Annotated in this window: 17 protein-coding genes; 4 read left to right on the top strand and 13 right to left on the bottom strand. The window is 57.5% G+C overall.

The window, feature by feature from the left end:
- Window positions 1-14 precede the first annotated feature (14 nt).
- The 6 genes from ACQGQ5_RS13320 to ACQGQ5_RS13295 form a co-directional block, all read right to left on the bottom strand.
- The gene (locus ACQGQ5_RS13320) at window positions 15-719 is read right to left on the bottom strand and encodes a response regulator transcription factor (RefSeq protein ID WP_275713287.1); all 705 of its coding nucleotides are present in this window, start codon (window positions 717-719) and stop codon (window positions 15-17) included.
- 22 nt (window positions 720-741) lie between these two features.
- Complete coding sequence (locus ACQGQ5_RS13315; RefSeq protein WP_455736979.1) at window positions 742-2,076, bottom strand: FG-GAP repeat domain-containing protein; 1,335 nt, start codon at window positions 2,074-2,076, stop codon at window positions 742-744.
- A 181-nt stretch (window positions 2,077-2,257) separates the two neighbouring features.
- Entirely contained in the window at window positions 2,258-4,282 is a 2,025-nt protein-coding gene (locus ACQGQ5_RS13310) for a DUF5107 domain-containing protein (protein WP_455736978.1), read from the bottom strand.
- A gap of 39 nt (window positions 4,283-4,321) precedes the next feature.
- Window positions 4,322-5,188 carry a carbohydrate ABC transporter permease gene (locus tag ACQGQ5_RS13305; protein WP_455736977.1) on the bottom strand — a complete coding sequence of 289 codons (867 nt, stop codon included), beginning with the start codon at window positions 5,186-5,188 and terminating at the stop codon, window positions 4,322-4,324.
- A 13-nt stretch (window positions 5,189-5,201) separates the two neighbouring features.
- Window positions 5,202-6,113: a carbohydrate ABC transporter permease gene (locus tag ACQGQ5_RS13300; RefSeq protein ID WP_455736976.1), complete on the bottom strand. Its 912-nt coding sequence runs from the start codon at window positions 6,111-6,113 to the stop codon at window positions 5,202-5,204.
- Between the two features lie 82 nt (window positions 6,114-6,195).
- Window positions 6,196-7,494 carry an ABC transporter substrate-binding protein gene (locus ACQGQ5_RS13295; RefSeq protein WP_455736975.1) on the bottom strand — a complete coding sequence of 433 codons (1,299 nt, stop codon included), beginning with the start codon at window positions 7,492-7,494 and terminating at the stop codon, window positions 6,196-6,198.
- Between the two features lie 544 nt (window positions 7,495-8,038).
- Here ACQGQ5_RS13295 and ACQGQ5_RS13290 point away from each other — a divergent pair.
- The 4 genes from ACQGQ5_RS13290 to ACQGQ5_RS13275 all read left to right on the top strand — a co-directional run bounded on the left by ACQGQ5_RS13290 (window position 8,039) and on the right by ACQGQ5_RS13275 (window position 11,825).
- Window positions 8,039-8,953: an AraC family transcriptional regulator gene (locus tag ACQGQ5_RS13290; RefSeq protein ID WP_455736974.1), complete on the top strand. Its 915-nt coding sequence runs from the start codon at window positions 8,039-8,041 to the stop codon at window positions 8,951-8,953.
- A 183-nt stretch (window positions 8,954-9,136) separates the two neighbouring features.
- Window positions 9,137-10,066 (top strand): sugar phosphate nucleotidyltransferase, encoded by a 930-nt coding sequence (locus tag ACQGQ5_RS13285; RefSeq protein ID WP_455736973.1) that lies wholly within the window; start codon window positions 9,137-9,139, stop codon window positions 10,064-10,066.
- Window positions 10,063-11,190, top strand: coding sequence for a phosphotransferase enzyme family protein (locus tag ACQGQ5_RS13280; protein ID WP_455736972.1), 1,128 nt, complete (start codon window positions 10,063-10,065; stop codon window positions 11,188-11,190). Before ACQGQ5_RS13285 ends, ACQGQ5_RS13280 begins: the two co-directional genes overlap by 4 nt.
- A complete protein-coding gene (locus tag ACQGQ5_RS13275; RefSeq protein WP_455736971.1) occupies window positions 11,187-11,825 on the top strand; it encodes an SGNH/GDSL hydrolase family protein in 639 nt (212 codons plus the stop codon). Before ACQGQ5_RS13280 ends, ACQGQ5_RS13275 begins: the two co-directional genes overlap by 4 nt.
- 85 nt (window positions 11,826-11,910) lie before the next feature.
- Here ACQGQ5_RS13275 and ACQGQ5_RS13270 read toward each other — a convergent pair whose 3' ends face one another.
- The 7 genes from ACQGQ5_RS13270 to ACQGQ5_RS13240 form a co-directional block, all read right to left on the bottom strand.
- Entirely contained in the window at window positions 11,911-13,422 is a 1,512-nt protein-coding gene (locus ACQGQ5_RS13270; protein ID WP_455736970.1) for a leucyl aminopeptidase, read from the bottom strand.
- 119 nt (window positions 13,423-13,541) lie between these two features.
- Window positions 13,542-15,404: a substrate-binding domain-containing protein gene (locus ACQGQ5_RS13265; protein WP_455736969.1), complete on the bottom strand. Its 1,863-nt coding sequence runs from the start codon at window positions 15,402-15,404 to the stop codon at window positions 13,542-13,544.
- Between the two features lie 11 nt (window positions 15,405-15,415).
- Window positions 15,416-16,633 carry a response regulator transcription factor gene (locus ACQGQ5_RS13260; RefSeq protein WP_455736968.1) on the bottom strand — a complete coding sequence of 406 codons (1,218 nt, stop codon included), beginning with the start codon at window positions 16,631-16,633 and terminating at the stop codon, window positions 15,416-15,418.
- A gap of 17 nt (window positions 16,634-16,650) precedes the next feature.
- Window positions 16,651-18,429 carry a cache domain-containing sensor histidine kinase gene (locus ACQGQ5_RS13255; RefSeq protein WP_455736967.1) on the bottom strand — a complete coding sequence of 593 codons (1,779 nt, stop codon included), beginning with the start codon at window positions 18,427-18,429 and terminating at the stop codon, window positions 16,651-16,653.
- Window positions 18,430-18,521: 92 nt separating this feature from the next.
- Complete coding sequence (gene yjfF, locus ACQGQ5_RS13250; protein WP_455736966.1) at window positions 18,522-19,526, bottom strand: galactofuranose ABC transporter, permease protein YjfF; 1,005 nt, start codon at window positions 19,524-19,526, stop codon at window positions 18,522-18,524.
- The gene (locus ACQGQ5_RS13245) at window positions 19,523-20,563 is read right to left on the bottom strand and encodes an ABC transporter permease (RefSeq protein ID WP_455736965.1); all 1,041 of its coding nucleotides are present in this window, start codon (window positions 20,561-20,563) and stop codon (window positions 19,523-19,525) included. Before ACQGQ5_RS13245 ends, yjfF begins: the two co-directional genes overlap by 4 nt.
- The gene (locus ACQGQ5_RS13240) at window positions 20,538-22,070 is read right to left on the bottom strand and encodes a sugar ABC transporter ATP-binding protein (RefSeq protein WP_455736964.1); all 1,533 of its coding nucleotides are present in this window, start codon (window positions 22,068-22,070) and stop codon (window positions 20,538-20,540) included. Before ACQGQ5_RS13240 ends, ACQGQ5_RS13245 begins: the two co-directional genes overlap by 26 nt.
- Between the last annotated feature and the right edge of the window lie 61 nt (window positions 22,071-22,131).

The raw sequence follows: 22,131 nt of genomic DNA, 5'->3' as shown, positions 1-22,131 counted from the left end.
CTGCCCCGGGAAGGCTATGCCTCCCACTTGTACCCCAGCCCCCAGACCGTGACAATGTGCTTGGGGTTGGAGGGTTCGTCCTCCACCTTCATGCGCAGGCGGCGGATGTTCACGTCCACAATCTTCTCCTCGCCGAAATACGCGTCCCCCCACACATGCTTTAAAATATCGGAGCGGTCGAGCGCAGTGGCCGGATTGGAAAAGAAATACTCCATGATCTGAAACTCCACCTGCGTCAGTTCGATCGGCACGCCCTTCTTCATCAGGGTGCGGTTGCGCAGGTTGAGCGCGAATTCCCCGGAGCGGATTTCCTCCTTGAAGTTGTTTTCGTTCCTCATCTGCTCCAGCGCGACGCGGCGGTACACCGCGTCCACCCTTGCGACGAGCTCGCTGGGGCTGAACGGTTTTGTCACATAGTCGTCGGCGCCCATCATCAGGCCGCTGACCTTATCCATTTCCTGTGTGCGCGCGGTCAGAAGGATGATGCCGATGGAGCCGCTTTTCTGCCGCAGCTCCTTACAGACGGCAAGGCCGTCCCTGTTGCCGGGCATCATGATGTCCAGCACCGCCACGTCGATATTGCCCGCTTCCCGGTCGTAAACCGCGAGCGCCTCGTCCCCGCTGGCCGCCTCAAAAGCGTTGTAGCCGGCCCGTTTCAGATTGATTACCACAAATTCCCGGATTGCCTGTTCGTCCTCGGCAACAAGGATATTTTTCATACCCGTTCCTCCATATCCTGATTTAATCCTGGCTGATCAGCTCAAAGCTGTTTTTTACGTCGCCGACGCTGAGGGAAAGCGCGTCGTCCGGCGACGGGGAGCTGGCTGCAAACACCAGGCTGTCGGACTCAAGCAGCTTGTAAAAGCCGGCCGTTCCTGTGCCGCTGTCCCATTCCTTCTGGGAAAACACCTGAATTTTCAGAAGCGCCGGGCCGAGGGACCCCGAATTTTTCCCCGCCGCATTCCAGCGGTAAAACGTAATCATACGCGTCACGGTATCCGTTTTGGTGGTCACTTTGCCCCGCCACATGTCCGGTATCAGAAACCAGTAGCCGTCGGAATAATCCAGGACCATGCTCATTACCCGGACAAACGTGCCGGTCTGGGTGTCGTAGCGGTGCCAGTTGGTAATATAGTCCGCGTCGTCCGTTTTTTCGCCGCTGTGGCCCGGCATCAGGCTGACGATCGGAACCTCTATGATTTTATCGCCGTTGATATCCTTGGAAACAACGGACGTATTGCGCATCGTATAATTGGCCGTCTGCGTTTTCACGTCGTAAAACGGCGATTTCAGTCGCTTTGTCTTCTGGTCCCAGTAAAGGAGCTCCGTCACGAGGGAACCCTCGTTTTTGACCCCGTCCAGAACAATGCCGTTCTGGCGCTCGTTGATCAGCCCGGCCTTCACGGAGGCGTATTTCGTGACGCCGCCGTCCATACGGCAGGAGCCCATCACCTCCACGGCGCCGTCCTTGACCCGGAACAGCCGGGCAAACGCGGGCTGGTCGCCCACGCTGGTGTTGGCGGTGAAAATCTCGTCCCTGCCGTCGCCGTCAAAATCCATCACCGCAAGCTCGGTGTAGGTCTGTTCCAACTTCAGCTCGTTCATTTTCCCGTTTTTATAATAATAGACGCAGATGGTGCTGGTATTGTTCAGACTGCTGCCCCAGCCCACGACGACCTCGCTCTTTCCGTCGCCGTCAAGGTCGCCGAAGCAGACTTTGTCCACCTGGGCGGCGGGATTGCTGAAAGAGCCCATATCCACCCATTTTCCGTCCTTTTTCATGAACATGATGTTGGTTCCGGAGGTCTCGTCTTCCTTCTGGTAAATCGCCATGGCCTCGTCGTTTTTATCACCGCACAGGTCGTGCGTGATAATCGCGGAGCGGTAGTCCCCGCTTTTCGGATATTTCAGCGTCATCTTCCCGTCGGTTTTGCTTTCCAGCAGCGCGTGAATATCCGCTTTTTCCCCGGTCGGTTTCGGCGGGTGCATCAGCGTCTGGGCGTCAAGGCCGATAAAGGAGCAGCCCGACAGGGTCACCGCCATCACAAGCGCCGCCGCAACGGCTCTCAGCTTCATTTCACCACGCCTTTCTTTATTTACATTGATTATTTATTATATCATTATATACCGAAAATGAACAGTATCAATTATGTTACGAAAAATATCCGAGGCTCCCGCACGCGCGTAAGTATGCCCGTATTCTCACACAAAAAACAGCCGTATGGCTTAATAAACGCCATACGGCTGCCAAAAGCAGTCACATTGTCATACGGAAATCCAGATTGTAGGGCGGGTCGAGCGTGGCCCGCGCTTCGTCCAGAAGCGTTCTCCAGTCCGGCTCCCCCCGCTGCCGCGCCAGCCGCACGGCCTGCGTCATGAACCAGGTGTCGAGCAGCAGGGTCTCCCCCTCGCGCATCACGGCGAAAGGAAACGCGAACTGTTCCTTTAGAAAATCCCATTGTTCCAGCTCGAACGCGGCGCGCACGGCGCTCAGCCGCACCCGCTCCGCGGCCTTCAGCGAATCCGGAAGCGCGCGGTAGCAGTCCCACGCCTTCTGCCAGCGCCCGGCCTTTGTGAAGAGATCGATCGCGTCCTGCGCCATAACCTCGGACTGTTCGGCGCCGCCCAGAGCCAGCGCCTGTTCCATATAGGAGCAGGCCTCTTCCAGCCGGTTGTCCTGCACCATGGCCTGCGCCAGATTCCGGCAGCAGACCGCGGTGGGGCAAACGGCAAGGGACTGCTCCATCGCGCCGATTCCCTCCCGCCATTCGCCGCTTTCGTAAAGCATCAGCCCCAGGTGGAGCAGCGCCTGCGCGCTTCTATTTTCCTCTTTTTCCAGAGAAGCGGCCAGAAGCGCCGTCCAGCGGGGATCCGTCATCCAGGAAACGGGCAGCCCCTTTTCCTGTTCGGGCATCCGGCCCGTCTGCAGCAGGGCGAGCCACGGCGCCTGCTTTTCGCCGAGCGTCTCCTTTGGGAAAACGAGGCCCTTCGGAATCATTCCTGGGTCGCGGGCGGCTTCCAGCGCGCCCCAGCCGCTGCCGAAATGCAGTACCTCGTCCGGCGGGGTATCCTCCAGCGCTTCGTAAAGGCTGTCCGCCCGCAGCAGCTCTTCCCCGCTCAGACGGCGGTCGATCAGGCTGTGAACATACTGCTTGGAGGCTTCCCAGTCACCAAAGGCCTTCTGCGGGTCGGCCTCCATCCCGCCGAAAACCTGTGTGAACCGCACGCAGCCGTTCGGCCCGATGTCCCCGCCGTGCACCTGCGAAGGGAATAAGCCCGCCTGAATCTCAAGGTAGTTCCCTTCCCCGTCCCGCGAAAGGAAGTCCTTCCAGTGGCAGCCCCCGCGCTGCATGCCCCAGCAGAACATTTTCCGGTAGCGCAGCGCCGCGGTGGAGCGTTCCCAGAACGCGGAGCCGTCGTCGTACACCGCCGCTTCCCACGCGTCGGACAGAGCGTGCCGGTTCTGGAAGAAATATTCGCTGGAATACGTGAGGTTCTGCGGATAGCTCGCGTCCAGCCCGTTCAGGCTTTTCAGATACGGCATGGTGTCGTGGGCAAAGCCGTGGGCGGAATTCTGCGAGCCCATGGTTTCCGGCCGGATGCAGACGACCCCGTCGCTCTGCGACAGGACGCGGACATTCCGTTCCTCGCGCACCGCGATATTGGTCCACCAGTAAAGCGGCACCGCACGGGGCTGCGTATTGAGGATTTTCACATGGGCGAACAGCCGGTCGGAATCCTCCGGCAGGTGGAAATCGATCTGCAGGAAGAAGCATTTCTGCCGCTCGTACTCGTACATGCGCAGAAACGGCTCCCCGTCCTTTCCCGTGCATCGGGCGAAAAACATCGGCTCGCAGGTCAGGCAGCTGTGGCCGTATTGCCCCAGATTCCACTCGATGCCGCCGGAGAACCACGCGTTGCGGATCGCAAGGTTGGCAAGGCGGAAAACCGGGTTGGAAAACAGGAGCTCCCGCCCCGCCTTTTTGTCGAAAAGCGACCACAGCCGCCCGCCGAAATCGGCAAGGAAGACGGCGCGCAGAAAACCGTTCTCCATAACGACGGTTTTCAGTTCCCGCGGCTTCAGGCCGCGGTGAAAGCCGTCCTGAACCGTATAGGGCAGCTCGCGGAAACCGGTCTGGTAGGCGAAGCCCTTTTTCTCGCTTTCCAGCAGACCCGCGTCGATCAGGGGCTGATCCTGCGCGCGGTCGCGAAAGCGCGGCAGGGGATTCCCGTTTTCCAGCGCGGCGCCGGGTATTTTCAGCAGCGACGGATAAATTTTCAATGAAAACGTCCCCCTTGGTTTTTTTCGGCAATTCCGGACTTACCCTTTGATGGCTCCGCCGGTCACGCTGGCAATGATCTTTTCCGAAAGGAAGATATACAGAATGAACGTCGGCAGGAACACAATGACCACTGCCGCGAACATGCCGCCCCAGTCCCCCGTATAGCGCATGGACTGGATCATGGAGTACAGGCCGACGGCGACCGGGCGGGTCTTTGCCGTATTGGCGAAAATCAGGGAAATAAAATACTCGTTCCAGATGGTGATGAAGTTGAAGATCGTCACCGTGATAATCCCGGGCTGCGCCAGCGGCAGCATGATCGTCCAGAACGTTTTCATGGGCGAACAGCCGTCGATTGCCGCGGCCTCCTCAAACGTAACCGAAAGATTGTGGAAAAAGGTATTCAGGAAGAAGACGGTAAACGGGACGTTGATCGCTATGTAAAGGAAAATCAGCAGCCCTCTGGACTGGCTGACATGCATCTGGCTGAACAGCGCGAACAGGGGCATGATGATCATGATCGAGGGAATCCCCAGCGCGGTCGCGAATAAGTTCTGAAGAAACCCGTTGCCGCGGAATTTGAAGCGGCTGAGCACATAAGCGGCCGGCGCGGCAACGATAATGACAACCGCGCAGGAAATCAGCGTGTAGACAAGGGAATTCATAAAATAGCTGGATACCTTATGCGTTTTCCACGCCTTCACGTAGTTTTCCGGATGCAGCCCGGTTGCGAATTTGAACAGGTTTCCGTCGAAAATCTCTCTGGTGGTGGAGAAGGACGCCAGGATAATCCAGCCGATCAGCACAAAGGTAAAAACGATCCAGATTCCAACGACCAGATAGCCCGGAGCAAGGGCCAGTTCTTTTTTCCAATTGATTTTCCGTCTGATTTTTTGATTAGCCATTGTTCATTCCCCCTTAAAGCTCAACGTCGTCGTGACGGACAATGAGCTGCGTAAACAGAAAGACGATCACGACCACAATGGTCAGGATGACGCCGATCGCCGCGCCCGCTCCGGAATCGCGCACCGTAATGGCCGAGTTGCTCGCGCCGAACACCAGCTCATACATATAGGACATCGGCGTGACGGTGCTCGCGCTCAGGTTTACGGGCGAAAACAGCTGGCTCCATACGAAGAAAGCCATGGTGCTGACGGTCCAGAGCACGATATTGGTGCGGCAGACTCCCTTCAGAAGGGGAAGCGTAATTTTTGAAAACCGCTGGAACACGTTGGCCCCCTCGATGGTGGCGGCCTCGTAAAAATCCGTCGGGATCCTCTCGATCCCGCTCATCCAGATCAGCATATGGTACCCCACCATGCCGAAGCAGTAGGCGACGAGCATGCTCCAGAACACCATTTCCGGGCCGGTCCACTGCGTGGCGGCCGCTTCCGAAAAACCGAGGGCTTTCAGGATCGAGCTGAGAAGGCCGAAATTGGGATTGTAAACATAGTTGATCCACATGGTCCCCATGGCGACCGCCGAAATGACGTTCGGCAGGTAGATCACGGAGCGGAAAAAGCTTTTCCCGTGGACTCCGCTGGTGAGGATCACCCCGAAAAGCAGCGAGACCAGCATGACGCCGATACCGCCCACAAGCCAGATCAGGCCGATGTTCTGCAGCGCGCTCATAAAAAGGGGCGTATGGAAAAGGGTCCTGAAATTCCCCAGCCCGTTAAACTTCCATGCCGAAACGGCATCCGTAACGCCCTCTGCTTTAAAGAAGCTCATGATGACGGTCCTTATGGTAGGGTACAGGAAAACCATGGCGTACAGAAAAACCGCGGGTGCCAGAAAAATAACAATCATCGATTTATTTTTTGTTTTCATAAGAACCTCCCGAGAATCCCAGGGACAAAAGGGCGGCAGCGTAAACACGATGCCGCCCTTTCCCCGCCGCTGTGTCGTTGAATTATTTCTTCATTGCGTCCGCAAAGCCCTTCGCGTCAAGCTTGCCGCTGACAAGCAGGGCGAAATTGGTCTTGATCTTCGCGTTGATGTCCGCGTCGTTTTCCATGCCGACCGCCCAGGGATACCGGGTGGTGGTCGCGTCCAGAACCGCCTTGGCGTCCGCAAGCTGCGTCGGCCACGTTGCGTCGTTCGCCATCGGTACGCCGATGGATTCCGCCGCAAGCTTGTTGTCCCATTCGCCGGTGGTCATAAAGACGATGAATTGGAAGGCTTCCGCCGCGTGTTTGCTGTCCTTGTTGATGCCGAAGCACTGCGCGCCGTACTGGTTGGCCTCCGGGCCGTCGCCGTCCTTGCCGACCGCCGGATACGCGAAGGTGCCCCAGTTGAAGTCCGCCGGGGCGGAATTCTTGATTTCATTCGGAAGCCAGGTCCCGTTCAGGTACATGGCCACGCTGCCGCTTGCGACCTCCTGCTGTCCCGCGGGGTAAATATTGCCGGCCGCGTTCTTGGATATGTAGCCCTTGTCGTACATTTCCTTCCACTGCTCGCCGAAGGTCTGGACGGCGGGATCGTCGATCTTTTTGTTTTCCACCATGGCAAGCGTCTTATCCCCGCCGATCAGGCGGGCCATATGGTAGCCGAACAAGGCGGCCATATATGCGTCGTCCACGGTAATCGCGGTCTTGCCGGCCGCCTTGATTTTGGCGCAGGCGTCGAGCCACTCTTCCCACGTCTTCGGGACCGCCGTAATTCCGGCCGTCTTGAAGATGTCCTTGTTGTACATGACAAGGAACGAGGACGGCTGGTAAGGAATGGTGGAAAGCTTTCCGTCCGGCCCGAGGGAACGGGCAAGGTCGACCAGCTTCTTATTGATCACGTCGGTCAGCGGTTTGCCGTCCGTGGTGTCGTAGGACTTGGCGGCCAGATCCTCCACATTGAGCAGATATTTGCCCCAGGTGCCGTTTACACGCTCGACGTCCTCGTCAAAGAGGTCGACTTCCTGTCCGGCGTCCAGCGCGGGCTGCAGGGTCTTGCGGATATCGCGGCCCTGCCAGTTGATGTCGACGGTGATCCCCGTCTTCTCCTTAAAGGCTTCCGCCGCTGCCGCAATGGTCTGTCCCTGCGGCTCGGTTTCGTTCCACATGGAGTAATAAGTAACGGTTACGTCGCTCTTCGCGGCTCCGGACGCCGCTTCGCCGGAGGCGGCCGGCGCCGATGACTGAGCGGCTCCGCCGCAGCCGCCGAGCGCCATGGCGCAGACTAAAACAATGGCCATAAGAGAACATAATTTCTTTTTCATTTTCAGACCTCCTAATTTTATGTTTGAATTTGAGGCGTCCCTGAATTTGCATATTGACCAATAAATTGGACTCCAATGTTTCATTTTTATCCAATTCGCCGTTCAACATCCCTATTTTACGGTGTTTTCACTAATATTGATTTAGAATTTTTTGCATTAAATTTGCACAATCCATTTAAGTTGCACAAACGGTCTTTTGCTTTCGCGGGCGGCGGTTTTCTCCTGTCTTGCGGGCGGACCCCGGCCCGCGACAAATTCCGTATCAGCTTACTCCCCGGAAACAAAAAAACGCCCCGTTCAGCCGAACGCAGCGCCTTTGCCTTGTGTTGCTCGTATTATAGCACGGCCATTTCATTTGTCAATTCGCAAAACGGCTAAAAGCACCGGAAAACGGACATTGTACAAATTTTATGCGCAGAATGACAAACCTTCCCCGGGCGGTGATTCCCATCCCGGATATTTCCGTATTGAAATATTTACAGAGAAAAGGAATGCTATGATTAAATATTATAAAAGGATTGACGCAGGTGAGGAGCTGAGACTGATGACGCAATTTGTAAGCACCTTTTTGAAGCAGGAAATCGTAATCGATGAACTGATCACCGTCCATTATTTTGAGTACAACAGCGATTTCTATTTTCCGGGCGAAACCCACAATTTCTGGGAATTCCTGTACGTGGACAAGGGGCAGGTGGACGTAACCGCCGGAAACACCAACTATGTGCTGAAAAAGGGGGACATCATCTTTCACAAGCCCTATGAATTTCACAGCCTGTGGGCCAACGGCGTGATCGCGCCGAACCTTGTGGTCATCACGTTCAAATGCGGCTCCCCCGCCATGCGTTTTTTCGACAACAAGATCCTGAAGGTGGGCGACTTTGAACGCGACCTGCTCGGCCGCGTGATCGAGGAATCCTTCGGCGCCTTTTCCTCCCCGCTGGACGATGTGGATATGAAGGAGCTGGTGCGCAGCGGCAAAGGCGCTTTTGCCTGTGAACAGGTCATCAAGCTCTGCCTGGAGCTGATGCTCATCAGCCTGATCCGGAAGGGCGGGGCCGGCGAGGAACGCGTTTCCTCCTCCATCAAGGAGAAATCGGGTCAGGACACCTTTTCCCGGATCGTGGCGTACCTGAGTCAAAACATCCACAACAAGGTCACCCTGAGCGACGTGTGCCGGGACAACATGTGCGGCTGTTCCTTCCTGCAAAAGGTGTTCCGCGAAAAAACCGGCGGCGGCGTGATGGAATACTTCGGGAAGATGAAGGTGGACAGCGCCAAGCAGTCCATCCGCGAGGGGACGAAGAATTTCACCGAAATCGCGAACGACCTCGGATACTCGTCCATCCACTACTTTTCCCGCCACTTCAAAAAGGTGACCGGGATGACCCCCTCGGAGTACTCTTCCTCCGTCAAGCTGCGGACCGACAGCCAAAAAGGCCGCCCGCCCCATTTTGAGTGATGCCGATCCATAACAGAACAGCAGAAAATACGGCCCGTCCGGGAATCCCGGACGGATTCTTTTTGTGCAAAAATGATTTTTTGTGCAAATTTTGTGATGGATAAGATATTTATTTTAAAGCAAGCATCCTCTAAAATAAGGGCAGAGAATGTAAAAAAGCAAACATACAAAGGAGAATGCGGCATGAAGGAACCTGTACTCGTTGTCATGGCGGCGGGAATGGGCAGCAGATACGGCGGGCCGAAGCAGATCGACCCCGTAGGGGACAACGGGGAGATCATCATCGATTTTTCGCTTTACGACGCGGTGAAGGCCGGCTTCAAAAAGGTTGTTTTTCTGATCAAGAAATCCATTGAGGCGGATTTTAAAGAAATTATCGGAGACAGAATGTCCAAAATCATAGAGGTAAAATACGCGTATCAGGAGGTCGGCGTACTGCCCGAGGGGTACCGGGCGCCTCCGGGACGCGAAAAGCCCTGGGGCACCGCGCACGCGGTGCTCTGCTGCCGCGAAGCGATCGACGCGCCCTTCGCGGTGATCAACGCCGACGATTATTACGGAAAAGACGCGTTCCGCCTGATTTACGATACTCTCCTCCACAGCCGGGACGACGGGCTGTACCGTTACGCGATGGTGGGCTACACGCTGGAAAACACGCTGACGGACCACGGCCACGTGGCAAGGGGCGTCTGCGCCGCCACCCCGGACGGGTTTCTCGAGGATATCCACGAGCGCACCCACATTGAAAGGCGGGAAAATGCGGTCCAGTACACCGAGGACGGCGGAAACACCTGGGTAACCATCCCCCCGGGGAGCGTCGTCTCCATGAATCTGTGGGGCTTTTCCGAATCGATCCTGGGGGAAATCGCGGCAAGGTTCCCCGCTTTCCTGGACGATGCTCTGGAAAAGGACCCGCTGAAAGCAGAATTCTTCCTGCCCACCGTGGTGGATGAGCTGCTCAAGGGCAAAAAAGCCAGCGTAAAAGTGCTGCGGTCCCCGGACAAATGGTACGGGATCACCTACCGCGAAGACAAACCGGTGGTGGTGGAAGCGATCCGCAGAATGAGAAAACAGGGGATCTATCCTGATAAGCTTTGGGAGGGCAATACATGAAACCGGTGAAAAAGGAGCTTCTTCCCGCGATCGCGGAAAAATTCCAGTTCGAGGGCCAGTATGTGGGAATCCTGCCCTATGGAAGCGGACATATCAACGACACCTTTTCCGTCTTTTTCCAGCTTGAGGAACAAACCCGCCGGTACATCCTGCAGCGGATCAACACCAACGTGTTCCGCAAGCCGGCGGAGCTGATGGAAAACGTGGTGGGCGTCACCCGTTACCTGCACAACGCCATCGCCGCCGCCGGCGGCGACCCGTACCGCGAAACGCTGAACCTGATCCCCACGCGGGACGGCGCGTACTATTATGTCGACGGGGAAGGCGGCTACTGGCGCTCCTATTACTTTATCGAGAACACCGTCACCCTTCAGCAGACAAGGACCAAAGAAGAATTTTACGATACCGCCCGGGCCTTCGGCCGGTTCCAGCTGCTTTTAGCCGACTATCCGGCGGCTACGCTCCACGAAACCATCCCGCTGTTCCACGACACGCCGAACCGCATCCTCCAGTTTAAGGAGGCGCTCGCCGCGGACGTAAAAGGCAGGGCGGCCGGTGTGAAGGAGGAAATCGCTTTCGTTTTCGGGCAAGAGGACTACACCCGTCTTCTGGTGGATATGCAGGCGCGGGGGGAGCTTCCTTTGCGGGTCACCCACAACGACACCAAGCTGAACAACGTGCTGGTCGACAGCGAAACCGGTAAGGGCGTATGCGTCATTGACCTGGACACGGTGATGCCCGGCCTTTCCCTGTACGATTTCGGCGACTCCATCCGCTTCGGGGCAAGCACGGCGGCGGAGGACGAACGGGATCTGTCCAGGGTGCATTTTGACCTTGAGCTGTTTGAAGCATATACCAAAGGCTTTCTGGAGGTCGCGGGAAGGGTGCTGACCGACGAGGAAATCAGGAGGCTGCCCGACGGCGCGAAGATGATGACGCTGGAATGCGGCATCCGCTTTCTGGCGGATTATCTCGCCGGCGACACCTATTTCAAGATCAGCCGCGAGAGCCATAACCTTGACCGCGCCCGGACGCAGTTCCGGCTGGTGGAGGAAATGGACCGGCAGTGGGGCGTTATGGCTAAGATCGTCGGCCAATACTGCAAACAGGGGCTGGGAAAATGAGAAATATTCTTTGCTACGGCGATTCCAATACCTACGGGATGAAACCCGGCATGACGGGCAGATACGCGCGGGACGTCCGCTGGACCGGCCTGCTGCAGAAGCTGCTCGGCGGCGGATACTATGTGATCGAAGAAGGGCTGGGCGGCAGAACGACCGTCTGGGACGACCCGATCGAGGAATATAAAAACGGCAAGACTTATCTTCTCCCCTGTCTGGAAAGCCACAAGCCGCTGGACCTGGTCGCCGTCATGCTGGGCACGAACGATCTGAAAAAGCGCTTTTCCCTGCCCGTGTGCGACATTGCGTCGGGGATGGAAAATCTGATCCGGACGATTTTAAAATCGGAGTCCGGCAGCGAAGGAGGCGCCCCGCAGGTGCTTCTGGTCGCGCCGGTCCCCATCGCCGACGTGGGGATCCGCGCCTGGCGGCTGATGTTCGGCGAAGGAATGAAAAACAGCCTTCTGCTGGCGGAAGAGTATGAGCAGGCCGCAAAACGGAACCGCGTGCATTTTCTGAATCCGGGCCGGAGCGTGGAAGTCGGCCCGGAGGACGGCATCCACTACACCCAGGCGGGCCACCGGAAAATGGCGGAGCTGATCGAACAGAAAATCCGTGAGATTTTTCCGAACGGCTGAATGCCGCAAAGTTCTGAATATTCCCTTATTTTGATAGAGTCCCCGAGAACAGGAGCCGCGCCAGCTGGCGCGGCTCCTGTTCTTTTTATATTTTCTGCCCGCTGCACTGCCCTTCCGTATTGAGCAGGTCGTAAAGCGTGGTGACTCCCGCGCCGGTGGCGCCGGCCGACTGATGCTCGAAAACCGGCTTGTCCACCCACGCCGTCCCGGCAATGTCCAGATGGATCCACGGCAGATGCTCCGTAAACTCCCGGATAAATAAACCGGCGGAAATCGTCCCGCAATAATGCTCGCCCATATTTTTGACGTCGGCGATCCCGCTTTTCACCATTTCCTCATACTCCGGGAAAATAGGCAGCCGCCAGTACTGTTCGCCGGAGACGCGCGCCGCCGCGGACAGGTCGTCCCACAGCTGGTCGCTGTCCGTCAGGACGCCCGCCGTGGTAAAGCCGAGCGCGCCCACAACCGCGCCCGTCAGCGTGGCGATATCCAGCACCCTGTTCGCGCCCTCCGCACGGATGGCGTAGGTAACGGCGTCCGCCAGAATCAGCCTTCCTTCCGCGTCCGTATTCCGGATTTCGATCGTCTTGCCGGACATGGACCGAATGACGTCCCCCGGAAGGAAGCTCTGTCTGGAAATACGGTTCTCGCAGGCCGGGATCACGGCCACGGCGTTTGTTTTCACCCGGTTTCGCGCAAGGGCGAAAATCGCGCCCGCCACCGCCGCGCCGCCGGCCATATCCCCCTTGATGCCCAGCATGGAGTCCTTGCTTTTCAGGCAGTATCCGCCCGTGTCGCAGGTGACTCCCTTTCCCACCAGCGCGGTCCTCAGCGGGGATTGGGAGTCCGCAAGATAGCGCAGGACAATCAGGCGCGGCGGGTTCGCGCTGCTGCCGCCGACCGTCAAAAACGCGGACATTCCCAGCCGTTCGGCCTCTTTTTCGTCCAGGATCTCGGCCTGCACCCCGCATTTCCCCGCTTCCCGTCTCAGGGCGTCCGCCATGGCGGACGGGGTCATCCGATTGGAGGGGGCGTTGACAAGATCGCGGGCCAGCACCACGCTGTCCGCCAGATTGACGGCTTTTTCCAGATATTCCTCCGCCGTTTCCGTCAGCCGCTGCGGAATCCCGTGCAGAAAGAAGCGGAAGGAATCCTCCCGGCTGTCCGCCCGGTACGGGGCGTAATCATACAGGCCCAGCTTGACGCCCAAAACCGCGCTGCGGATACAATCCAGCCCGCAGACGGGCACCATTGCGGACAGATTGATCTCCGCCCCGTACTGATGAAGCTTCCGGAGCTCCCGGGCACCCCTGGCGACGGCGTCCGTCATTCTGCGGGCGCTCAGCTCCCCGCGTTTTCCCAACCCGATATAGAGAATCAGGCGGGAATCCTGCCAGAGCGGAAAGCTTTCGAGGAACTCCGCCCGGAACATTTTCTGGACCGGCAGCGAGGTGTGGTCCGCGTCTTCATAAAGAAATACCATCTGTGCTTCCTTAAAGGAGCCTATCTGAATATCGATCATACTGTCCTTCCGTTTCTGCGGCAAGTCCCCGTCTCCGGACGGCGGGGTGCGCCTGCGTCGTGATTCTTCTATCATAGCATACCTTCGACAAAAATCAACAGGCCTTCGGACCCTGTCCGGAGAAGCCGCCGTGTCCTCAGGGCAGCGCTGCCCCCGGTAAAAAACGCCCGGAATACTATCAATAGTACCCCGGGTCAGTACTTCCTGCTCTTAATCGTTTCCTCCGTATTTTCTTTGGTAAAGACCTTTTCGTCGGTAATGATCCGCAGGGGGAGCTCCTTGCCGGACATCAGGTCGGTAATCGCTTTCATCAGCTGCGGGCCGAGCAGCGGGCTGCACTCCACCACGCAGTTCATTTTCCCTTTCAGAATGGCGTTCAGCGCGTTCTTTGTGCCGTCGACGGAAATGATTTTTACGTCCTTTCCGGGAGCGATCCCGTTTTTCTCCAGCGCCTCCGCCGCGCCGAGCGCCATATCGTCGTTGTGGGCGTAAACCACGTCGATATCCCATTTACGGTTTTTCAGGTATTCCTCCACGATCTGCTTTCCGCCGTCGTAGGTAAAGTCCCCGCTGCGCGAATAAACGATCCGGTACCCGGAAGATTCCTTTAAAATCTCCTCAAAGCCGACGGTCCGCTCCACGGCGGGCGACGCGCCCACCGTCCCCTGAAGCTCCATAATGCGGACTCCGCCCTTTTTTTCACCGGAGGGAACGTTCTGCGCGATCCAGCGCATGGCGCGGCGGCCCTCCTCCACGAAATCGGCCCCGATAAAGGTCAGGAACATGTCGTCGTCCTTCACCGTGATTTCGCGGTCGGACAAAATGACGGGGATGCCGGCCTCCTTCGCTTCCCGCAGCACCTCGTCCCAGCCGCTGTCGATCACCGGGGAAAGGACGATCACGTCCACCTTCATGGCGATAAATTTCCGGAGCGCCTCTATCTGCCGCCGCTGCGACTGGTCGGCGTTCTCATAAAAAAGCTGGATTCCGAATTCCTTTGCCGCGGACTGAATGGATTCCGTATTGGCAAGGCGCCACGCGCTTTCCGTCCCCACCTGCGCGTAGCCCACGCGGATGGTCTTCGGAGGAGAAATCCGCGGCTTGTTCAGGTTTTCCACAAACGCGTCCACGTTTTCTTCCGTCACCTTATGGCTGTGCAGGATTTCCTGCTTCGGCACACCGGCCACATTCTGAAGGATATCCAGGGAAAACTGGATCGCCTCCCGCCCGCCGGTCGGGCAGGTGATGGTCTCGTCGATCATGCCCTTTTTGACCAGCCCGATTCCGTCGTTTTCCCCGGTGAAGCCGTCCACCCCGATAATCCGGATATTTTTCAGTCCCAGCTTTTCGATGGCGCGGCAGGCGCCTAAGGCCATGTAATCGTTGTGGGCGAAAATGACCCGCACCCCGTTCAGCTTTCCCCTGTTTGCCAGCAGATAGTCCTCCGTGCTGTCGCGCGATTCGTTCTCAATGGAAATTTGGCGGATGTCGAGCTGGCGGTACGGCTTCAGAAAGCTCTGGAAGCCCTCGCTGCGCTCCGCGCTCGTCTGGGAGCCCGTGCTTCCGCAGATTTCCAGCACGCCGCCCGGCACCCCGTCCAGCATGCGCAGCACGGACTCCCCCGCCTGTTTGCCGATGCTGCGGTTGTCCGGCCCGATAAACAGGGAATAATCGTAGCCCTCCACCACGCGGTCCATTACGATGACCGGGATCGATTTGTACACGCCGCTGACCACAGGGGTGATCTTTTTCACGTCGCAGGGCGATACGATCAGCAGATCGACCCCGCACGCGCGCAGCCGCCGGATATCCGCGATCTGCTTATCGCTGTTCTGCGTGGCGTCCGTAAAAATCAGCCGGACGCCGGGATGCTTCCCGGCTTCCTCCTTCAGCTCCCTGATGAGCGCCAGCCGCCACGATTCCCTCATGTTCGCCTGGGAAACCCCGATCAGGTATTCCACCTTCTCCGGCTCCCGACTGCCGCAGCCGGGGAACAGGGAAAGCAGAACCGCGGCGCAGAGCAGCGCCGAAAGAAAGCCTCGCATCCGTTTTCTCATTTCCTTTTCCCTCACATTGCCGCAGATATTTTACTCTGCCCGTTCTTCCGGTACTCCGCCGGGGAAACGCCCAGCACCTTTTTAAAGGCGCTGCTGAAATAGTGCTGGCTGGAGTACCCCGTCAGCTCGGCGATCTCATAAATCTTCATTTCCTCGTTGGAAAGCAGCTCGATCGCCTTGCGGATCCGGGCGCGGGTCACGTAATCCACAAAGGTGATCCCCATGGAATGGCGGAAAACGCGGCTCAGATGCTGGGGGGACACGTGGAACGCGCAGGCCGCGTCCTGAAGCGAAAATTCCTCGTTTTTGTAATTTTCGTCGATGTAGTTCTGAACGTCCTTGATCAGCTGGGGGACCTCCGTCAGCTCGTAAAAGCGGTTGAGGGCACGTTCATATTCCGCGGGTATTTCCCGCCGTCCGGTTCCCTGTGCCTGCGCCAGCGTCGCCCGCACGGGCAGATGCTGCTCCAGCAGGCGGCGAAGCCGCGTCACCGTGTCCTGCCAGCCGTCCTGCGGCTGACTGGAGGAAATCATCACCAGGTTCCCCGCCGGGTTGCGGAAAAGGGCGACCGGGCAAAACGGCTGGAAAAGCTCCCCCGCGATATTTTCCGCCGCGTAATAAAGCAGGTCGTCGTTCCAGTCCCCGCCGATTTCCATATTGTTTTTATAGTCCAGCCCCGCGACGACGACGCCGAACGCTTCCGGGAACTTCAATTCCAGAAAGCTGACCCGCTCGTCGATTTCCTCTTCGCAGAAATGGCCGCCGAGCCAGTCGTTTAAAAAATTTTCCGTCAGCTTCGCCTTGTTTTTTTCAAGGAGCACTTTTGCCCATTCCAGGTACTTCGTCTGCTCCCGGCTCCTTTTCAGCTCTTCCTTGGCGCGGTCCAGCGACCGATAAAACACGTCCTCCATGATCGGCTTCAACAGGTAATCGTAAACGCCCAGCCGCAGCGCGCTCTGGACATACTGGAAATCGTCGTACCCGGTGATGACGACGACGAGCGCGTCCTTTAAAACGCCCTTCAGCTTTTCAATAAACTGGATGCCGTTCAGAAACGGCATGTTGATATCGACGAACAGCAGGTCGGGCGCGAATTTTTCCGCAAGCTCCAGCGCGGTTTCCCCGTCCTCCGCCTGCGCCACCACCTGCATTTCCCGGTCCTGCTTCAAAAGGCCGGCGATCCCTCTGCGGATGATCTCTTCATCGTCCGCGATCAGCACCTTATACATCGTTCCTCTCCTTTCGCTCAGCCGCCGTCATCCGCCGGAAGGATCACCGTCACCGTGGTCTCCTCGCCCTCCCGGCTCTCTATGGAGATTCCGTACTCCTTCCCGTAGCACAGCTGGATCCTTTCCTGAATGTAAAAGAGGCCGAAGCTCTGCTTCTGGTCCAGCTCCGTATGGCTGTTCAGCTGACGGTTCAGCAGCTCCAGCCGGTCGGCGGGAATCCCCGCGCCGTCGTCGTGCACCCTGAAAACCACCAGCTTCCCCTTCCTGTGCGCGGTCACCGCAACGGTGCCGCCCCCGCGCTTTTCCTTGACGCCGTGATAGATGGCGTTTTCCACCAGAGGCTGCAGAATCAGCTTGGGGACCTTGCAGCCGGCGAGCTTTTCGTCCACCTCGATCTGGTAATTCAGCTTATCCTTGTAGCGGATCTTCTGAATATACAGATAGTTGGACACGTGGGTGATTTCCTCCCGGATGGTGATCATGTCCTTGCCGTGGCTCAGCCCGATGCGGAACATGCTGGTCAGCGCGTCGACCAGCCGGACAATGTCGCTCGCCCCGTAATCCCTCGCCATCCAGCTGATGGTATCCAGCGTATTGTACAGAAAATGCGGCTTGATCTGCTCCTGCAGGGATTTCAGCTCGGCAAACCGCTTGTTCTGCTGCTCCACGTACACCATGCGGATCAGGTTCCCGATCTGGTCGATCATATGGTTGAAGCTCAGGCCCAGCTCCCCGATCTCATCGTTGTATTTGCTGTTGAAGCGCACCGAAAGGTCGCCGCCCTCCGCCTGCTTCATCAGGGTCTGCAGCTTGAAAATGGGTTTTGTAATGGTTTTGGCGAGCTCAAAGGAAGAAAACAGGACGAACAGGATCGTAAACAGGACGCATCCGAACAGGATATAAATGATGGTGTTGACGCCCGCCATGACCTCGTCGTTGGAAAACACCCCTACCGTGCGCCAGCCGGTGTATTCCGATTTCTCGGAATGGATCTGGTAGTTCCCGCCCCGGATATTCGCGGTGACAAACGCGTTTCCGCTGCCGCCCAGCCAGAGCGGGCTGACGCGGTACACCACGTCGTTGACCGGGGCGTAGACAATGCTGTTGTCCGCGTCCGTGACAAACACGAAGCCCTTTTCGCCGATGGTGACGCTGTTGATGGACTTTTTGATGATGTCGTGGCGGATATCGAACAGGATCACGCCCAGCACTTCCCCGGTTTTGGGGTCCCTGACCGCCTTGGTAAGCGAAAAAACGTCGTCCACGCTGTAGTCCTGATTGGTGACGATGTTCCTGCCCGTCGCGTCGCTGATGAGGCGGATCTCCTCCGGGGACTGCTCCGCCTGACGGTACCAGGACTCGTTCCGGAACGAGTCGCGGGAAATCCGGGACATGCCGGTGCTGACATAGAGGTCGTTTCTGGTGGCGACCAGGATTCCGGCGATCTCGTCGTGGGAGGAAGCGATATTCTGCAGAAGCTCCCTGATCTGGCCGGTCTGCGTTTTCCACTTCGGGTCTTCCTCCGACCGAAGGTTCCAGAACTCGTTGTTTTTCAGCTCAACCGAAATATAATTCGCGGTTTTTTCAATCGTCCCGATGTATACGTCGATGGAGTCGCACACCTGATTGATCGTCTGGGCGGTGTGGTCCATTGCGGTCTGCTGCGCCTGGTTGACAAACACAAGGCCGCTGACAATGGAAAAAACAGCAAACGGGATGAGCGCCATAAAAAGATAGGACAGTACCATTTTGTTCCGGAACCGGATGTTCAAAAATTTGTCCAATATCTTTCGCAAGACGCTCACCTCATCGGCTGCTGATTTCTAAGATTAAGAATTGTGTATATTATATAATATTCAGGAAAAAATATCAAATTATTTTGCCATATTCATGCGGCTTTTTCCAGTTTTCCATCCTTGATTTTTTCCGACCTGCCCGCCAGAATACGCTGAATGACGATGAACAGGCAGAGCAGCGCCGCGCTGAACACCTTCGTCCACCAGGTGTTCAGATTCTGGTACGTCACAATGGTCTGGATAACGCCCTGGATCATCACGCCCACGGTGGTGCCGATCACGGTGCCGACGCCGCCGGTCAGCAGCGTGCCGCCGATGACCGCGGAGGAAATCGCGTCCATCTCAAGCCCCACGTTCTGAAGGGAATAGCCCGCCAGCGTATAAAAGCTGAACACCACGCCCGCCAGCGCCGCGCAGAAGCCGCTGATCGCGTAAACCGCCACCTTGGTCCTCCCCACGGGCAGGCCCATCAGCGAAGCGGACAGCTCATTGCCGCCCACCGCGTAAACCGTCCTGCCGAACCGGGTGAATTTCAGCACGAACATCGCCCCGATCAGGACCGCGGCGGCGATCAGGACGTAATAATAGATTTTCGCGCCCGCAAAGGCAATTTTGCTCAGCGCCATCTTTTTATAGAAACCATCCGTAATCGGAATGGACTCCGTGCTGATGACGGCGCACAGGCCGCGCATGAAGAACTGTCCCGCCAGCGTGACAATGAACGGCTGGAGCCGATAGGAGTGGATCATAAAGCCCATCAGCGCGCCGAACAGAAGGCCGATCAGCAGCACCAGCGGAATCACCGCGCCCGCCGGCACCCCGCTTCTGAGCAGGAACGCCGAGAACACGCAGGTAAACGCAATGGTGGACGAGATGGAGATGTCGATGCCGCCCGTCAGCAGAACAAACGTGATGCCGATGGAGGCGATCATCATATAGGAGCCGTCGTTCAGCAGGTTGCAGAACGTGGACAGCGAAAGGAATCTGTCATAGGCGACCGAGCCCGCCGTAAAAAGGCCGATAAACAGCAGGGAGGTGACCAGCAGCGACACATTCCGTATGTGGAATCTTTTCTTTGTTTTTCCCGATTCGCTCATGCCGGTTTCACCGTCCTTTCCTGTTTGTGACCGGAGAATCTCTTTTTCATTTTTTCCTTGAATTCCGCCGACTGGAAGAGGCAGATGCAGATGACGATGATTGCTTTCACCACCGCGGTGATTTCCGGCGCCACGCCCATGGCGTAGACGGAGGTCGTGATGCTCTGGATAATCAGCGCGCCGGCAAGGCTGGCCGGAACGGAGAACCGCCCGCCGCTGAGCGAGGTCCCGCCGATCGCCACCGCGAGGATGGCGTCCAGCTCCATAAAGAGCCCCGCGTTGTTGCAGTCGGCGCCCTTGATGCCCGCGCTCTCGATCAGCCCGGCGACCGCCGCCGTGATGCCGCAGAAGGTGTAGACCATCCACTTCACGCCGTTGACGTTAATGCCCGCGAAGTGGCTGGCGACCGGGTTGCACCCCGTGGATTCCAGAAAAAGCCCGAACGCCGTCCTTTTGGTGAAAAGCAGCGCCAGCGCCACCACGAAAAGCACGATGAAAAGCGGGAACGGAAGGCCCAGAATATAGCCGCCGTTGATGAAGTAATACGCGTCCGAATTGACGGTGACGATTTTCCCGTCGGTAATCAGCTGGGCGATGCCTCTTCCCGCCACCATCAGGATCATCGTCGCGACAATGGGCTGGATTTTGACTTTGGACACCAGGAAGCCGTTCCACGCGCCGCAGAGCATACCGCCCAGAAGCGCCAGCAAAATAGCCGCCTGGACACTCTGCCCCGCGCCCGGCAGGATCCTGCCGTCCACGACGCTGCACGCGACGGCGCCGCTGATCGCCATGACGGAGCCGACGGAAATATCCGTCCCGCCCGTCGCGAGGACGAACGTCATGCCGGTCGCCAGGAGCATCAGCTTGCTGCCGTTGCGCAGGATATCGATCAGCCTTCCGTACAGGTGCGCATCCACGATTTTGATCTCGAAAAAGGCTCCGCCGGAAACAATCCCGTTGATCAGCAGAATGGCGAGCAGCACAACGACCGGCCAGAACCCCTGGTATTTAGACAGCCTCTTGATCTTCTCCATTTTTAACCCCTCCCGCAATTAAGCTCATGACCGCGCTTTCTGCAATGTCCTTCCCGCTGAGCTCGCCGACCTTCTGTTTGTCGCGCAGAACGATCATGCGGCTGCAGCAGCGGAGCATTTCGTCGATTTCGGATGAAATAAAGACCACCGTCATCCCCTGCTCGGCCAGCCCGACGATCATTTTCTGAATTTCCGCCTTGGTCCCCACGTCGATGCCCCGGGTGGGTTCGTCAAGCATCAGCAGCTGGGGGTCCGTGGCAAGCCATCTTGCCAGAATAACCTTCTGCTGGTTTCCGCCGCTCAGGTTCTTCGCCTGCTGTTCCTGGGACGGGGTCTTGATCTCCAGCAGTTTGATGTATTTGTCGGCAACGCGTTCGGCCTGCGCGCGGGAAATCGCCCTGAACATGCCCTTCTTCGCCTGCAGGGCGAGAATGATGTTTTCCCGGATGCTCAGGTCCCCGATAATGCCTTCCGTTTTCCGGTTTTCTGGGCAGAACGCAACGCCTCGGCGAATCGCGGGAAGGGGCCCCTTCCCCGCCAGCTTCCGGCCGTTCAGGCTGATCTCCCCCTGCTCCAGAGGATCGATCCCAAAAATCAGGCGGACGATCTCCGAGCGACCCGAACCGAGCAGCCCGGAAATGCCGAGCACTTCTCCCTTATAAATTTTCAGGTCGACGCCGCTGACGGTTCCCGGCCCGCAGGCCCGCTTCATCTCCAGCAGGCTGAGCCCCCCGCCGGTCAGCTCCTCCTTTTCGGAGGAAAGGTCCAGCTCGGCGTACTCCTTGCCCAGCATTTTGCCCACAAGCTGCGTTTTCGGCAGCTCGGCGGCCGCGTAGGTGCCGACGTAACGCCCGTTGCGCAGCACGGTGATGGTATCCGCAACCGCGTACACCTGATCCAGAAAATGCGTGACGAAAAGGATTCCCATTCCCTGCGCCTTCAGCATGTTCATCACTTCAAAAAGCTTTTCCACCTCCACGCTGCTCAGGCTGGAGGTCGGCTCGTCGAGGATGAGCACCTTCGCGGAGATGTCGACCGCGCGCGCAATGGCCACCATCTGCTGCACCGCAACCGAATAAAAATCCAGATTTTTCGTCACGTCGATCGTAAGATTGAACCGTTTCAGCAGGTCGCCCGAGTCCTGATTGATTTTTTTCCAGTCGATGCTTCCTCTTTTTTTCGGTTCCCTTCCGATGTATATATTTTCCGCCACCGAGAGGTTGGGGCAGAGGTTGACTTCCTGATAGACCGTGCTGATTCCCAGCTTCTGCGCATCCTGCGGGCTCTGGGGAAAAATGGGGACGCCTTCCAGCAGGACGGACCCGCCGTCCCGTTCCTCCACGCCCGTCAGGACCTTGATCAGAGTCGACTTTCCCGCGCCGTTTTCTCCCAGAAGGGCATGGATTTCTCCGCTTTTCAGCTCGAGGGGAACATCGTCCAGCGCCGCCACCCCCGGAAAGCTCTTGGAAATATGTTCCATTCGAATCAGCATATTTTCGCTGCTCATGAGCGGACTCCTCCTTTGTGATATTGTTTTCCCGTGTGCCGTGAAGCAAAATCCGCTCCGC

The sequence above is a fragment of the Caproiciproducens sp. genome (assembly GCF_053840905.1).
This window is presented reverse-complemented; position numbering and strand designations above follow the sequence as displayed.

Excerpts from the sequence above, each read along its gene's own strand:
- ACQGQ5_RS13315 (WP_455736979.1), bottom strand. The coding sequence starts at position 2,076 with ATGAAGCTGAGAGCCGTTGCGGCGGCGCTTGTGATGGCGGTGACCCTG.
- ACQGQ5_RS13290 (WP_455736974.1), top strand. The coding sequence starts at position 8,039 with ATGACGCAATTTGTAAGCACCTTTTTGAAGCAGGAAATCGTAATCGAT.
- ACQGQ5_RS13240 (WP_455736964.1), bottom strand. The coding sequence starts at position 22,070 with ATGAGCAGCGAAAATATGCTGATTCGAATGGAACATATTTCCAAGAGC.
- ACQGQ5_RS13265 (WP_455736969.1), bottom strand. The coding sequence starts at position 15,404 with ATGAGAAAACGGATGCGAGGCTTTCTTTCGGCGCTGCTCTGCGCCGCG.
- ACQGQ5_RS13275 (WP_455736971.1), top strand. The coding sequence starts at position 11,187 with ATGAGAAATATTCTTTGCTACGGCGATTCCAATACCTACGGGATGAAA.
- ACQGQ5_RS13280 (WP_455736972.1), top strand. The coding sequence starts at position 10,063 with ATGAAACCGGTGAAAAAGGAGCTTCTTCCCGCGATCGCGGAAAAATTC.
- yjfF (WP_455736966.1), bottom strand. The coding sequence starts at position 19,526 with ATGAGCGAATCGGGAAAAACAAAGAAAAGATTCCACATACGGAATGTG.
- ACQGQ5_RS13270 (WP_455736970.1), bottom strand. The coding sequence starts at position 13,422 with ATGATAGAAGAATCACGACGCAGGCGCACCCCGCCGTCCGGAGACGGG.
- ACQGQ5_RS13285 (WP_455736973.1), top strand. The coding sequence starts at position 9,137 with ATGAAGGAACCTGTACTCGTTGTCATGGCGGCGGGAATGGGCAGCAGA.
- ACQGQ5_RS13260 (WP_455736968.1), bottom strand. The coding sequence starts at position 16,633 with ATGTATAAGGTGCTGATCGCGGACGATGAAGAGATCATCCGCAGAGGG.
- ACQGQ5_RS13245 (WP_455736965.1), bottom strand. The coding sequence starts at position 20,563 with ATGGAGAAGATCAAGAGGCTGTCTAAATACCAGGGGTTCTGGCCGGTC.
- ACQGQ5_RS13300 (WP_455736976.1), bottom strand. The coding sequence starts at position 6,113 with ATGAAAACAAAAAATAAATCGATGATTGTTATTTTTCTGGCACCCGCG.
- ACQGQ5_RS13295 (WP_455736975.1), bottom strand. The coding sequence starts at position 7,494 with ATGAAAAAGAAATTATGTTCTCTTATGGCCATTGTTTTAGTCTGCGCC.
- ACQGQ5_RS13305 (WP_455736977.1), bottom strand. The coding sequence starts at position 5,188 with ATGGCTAATCAAAAAATCAGACGGAAAATCAATTGGAAAAAAGAACTG.
- ACQGQ5_RS13320 (WP_275713287.1), bottom strand. The coding sequence starts at position 719 with ATGAAAAATATCCTTGTTGCCGAGGACGAACAGGCAATCCGGGAATTT.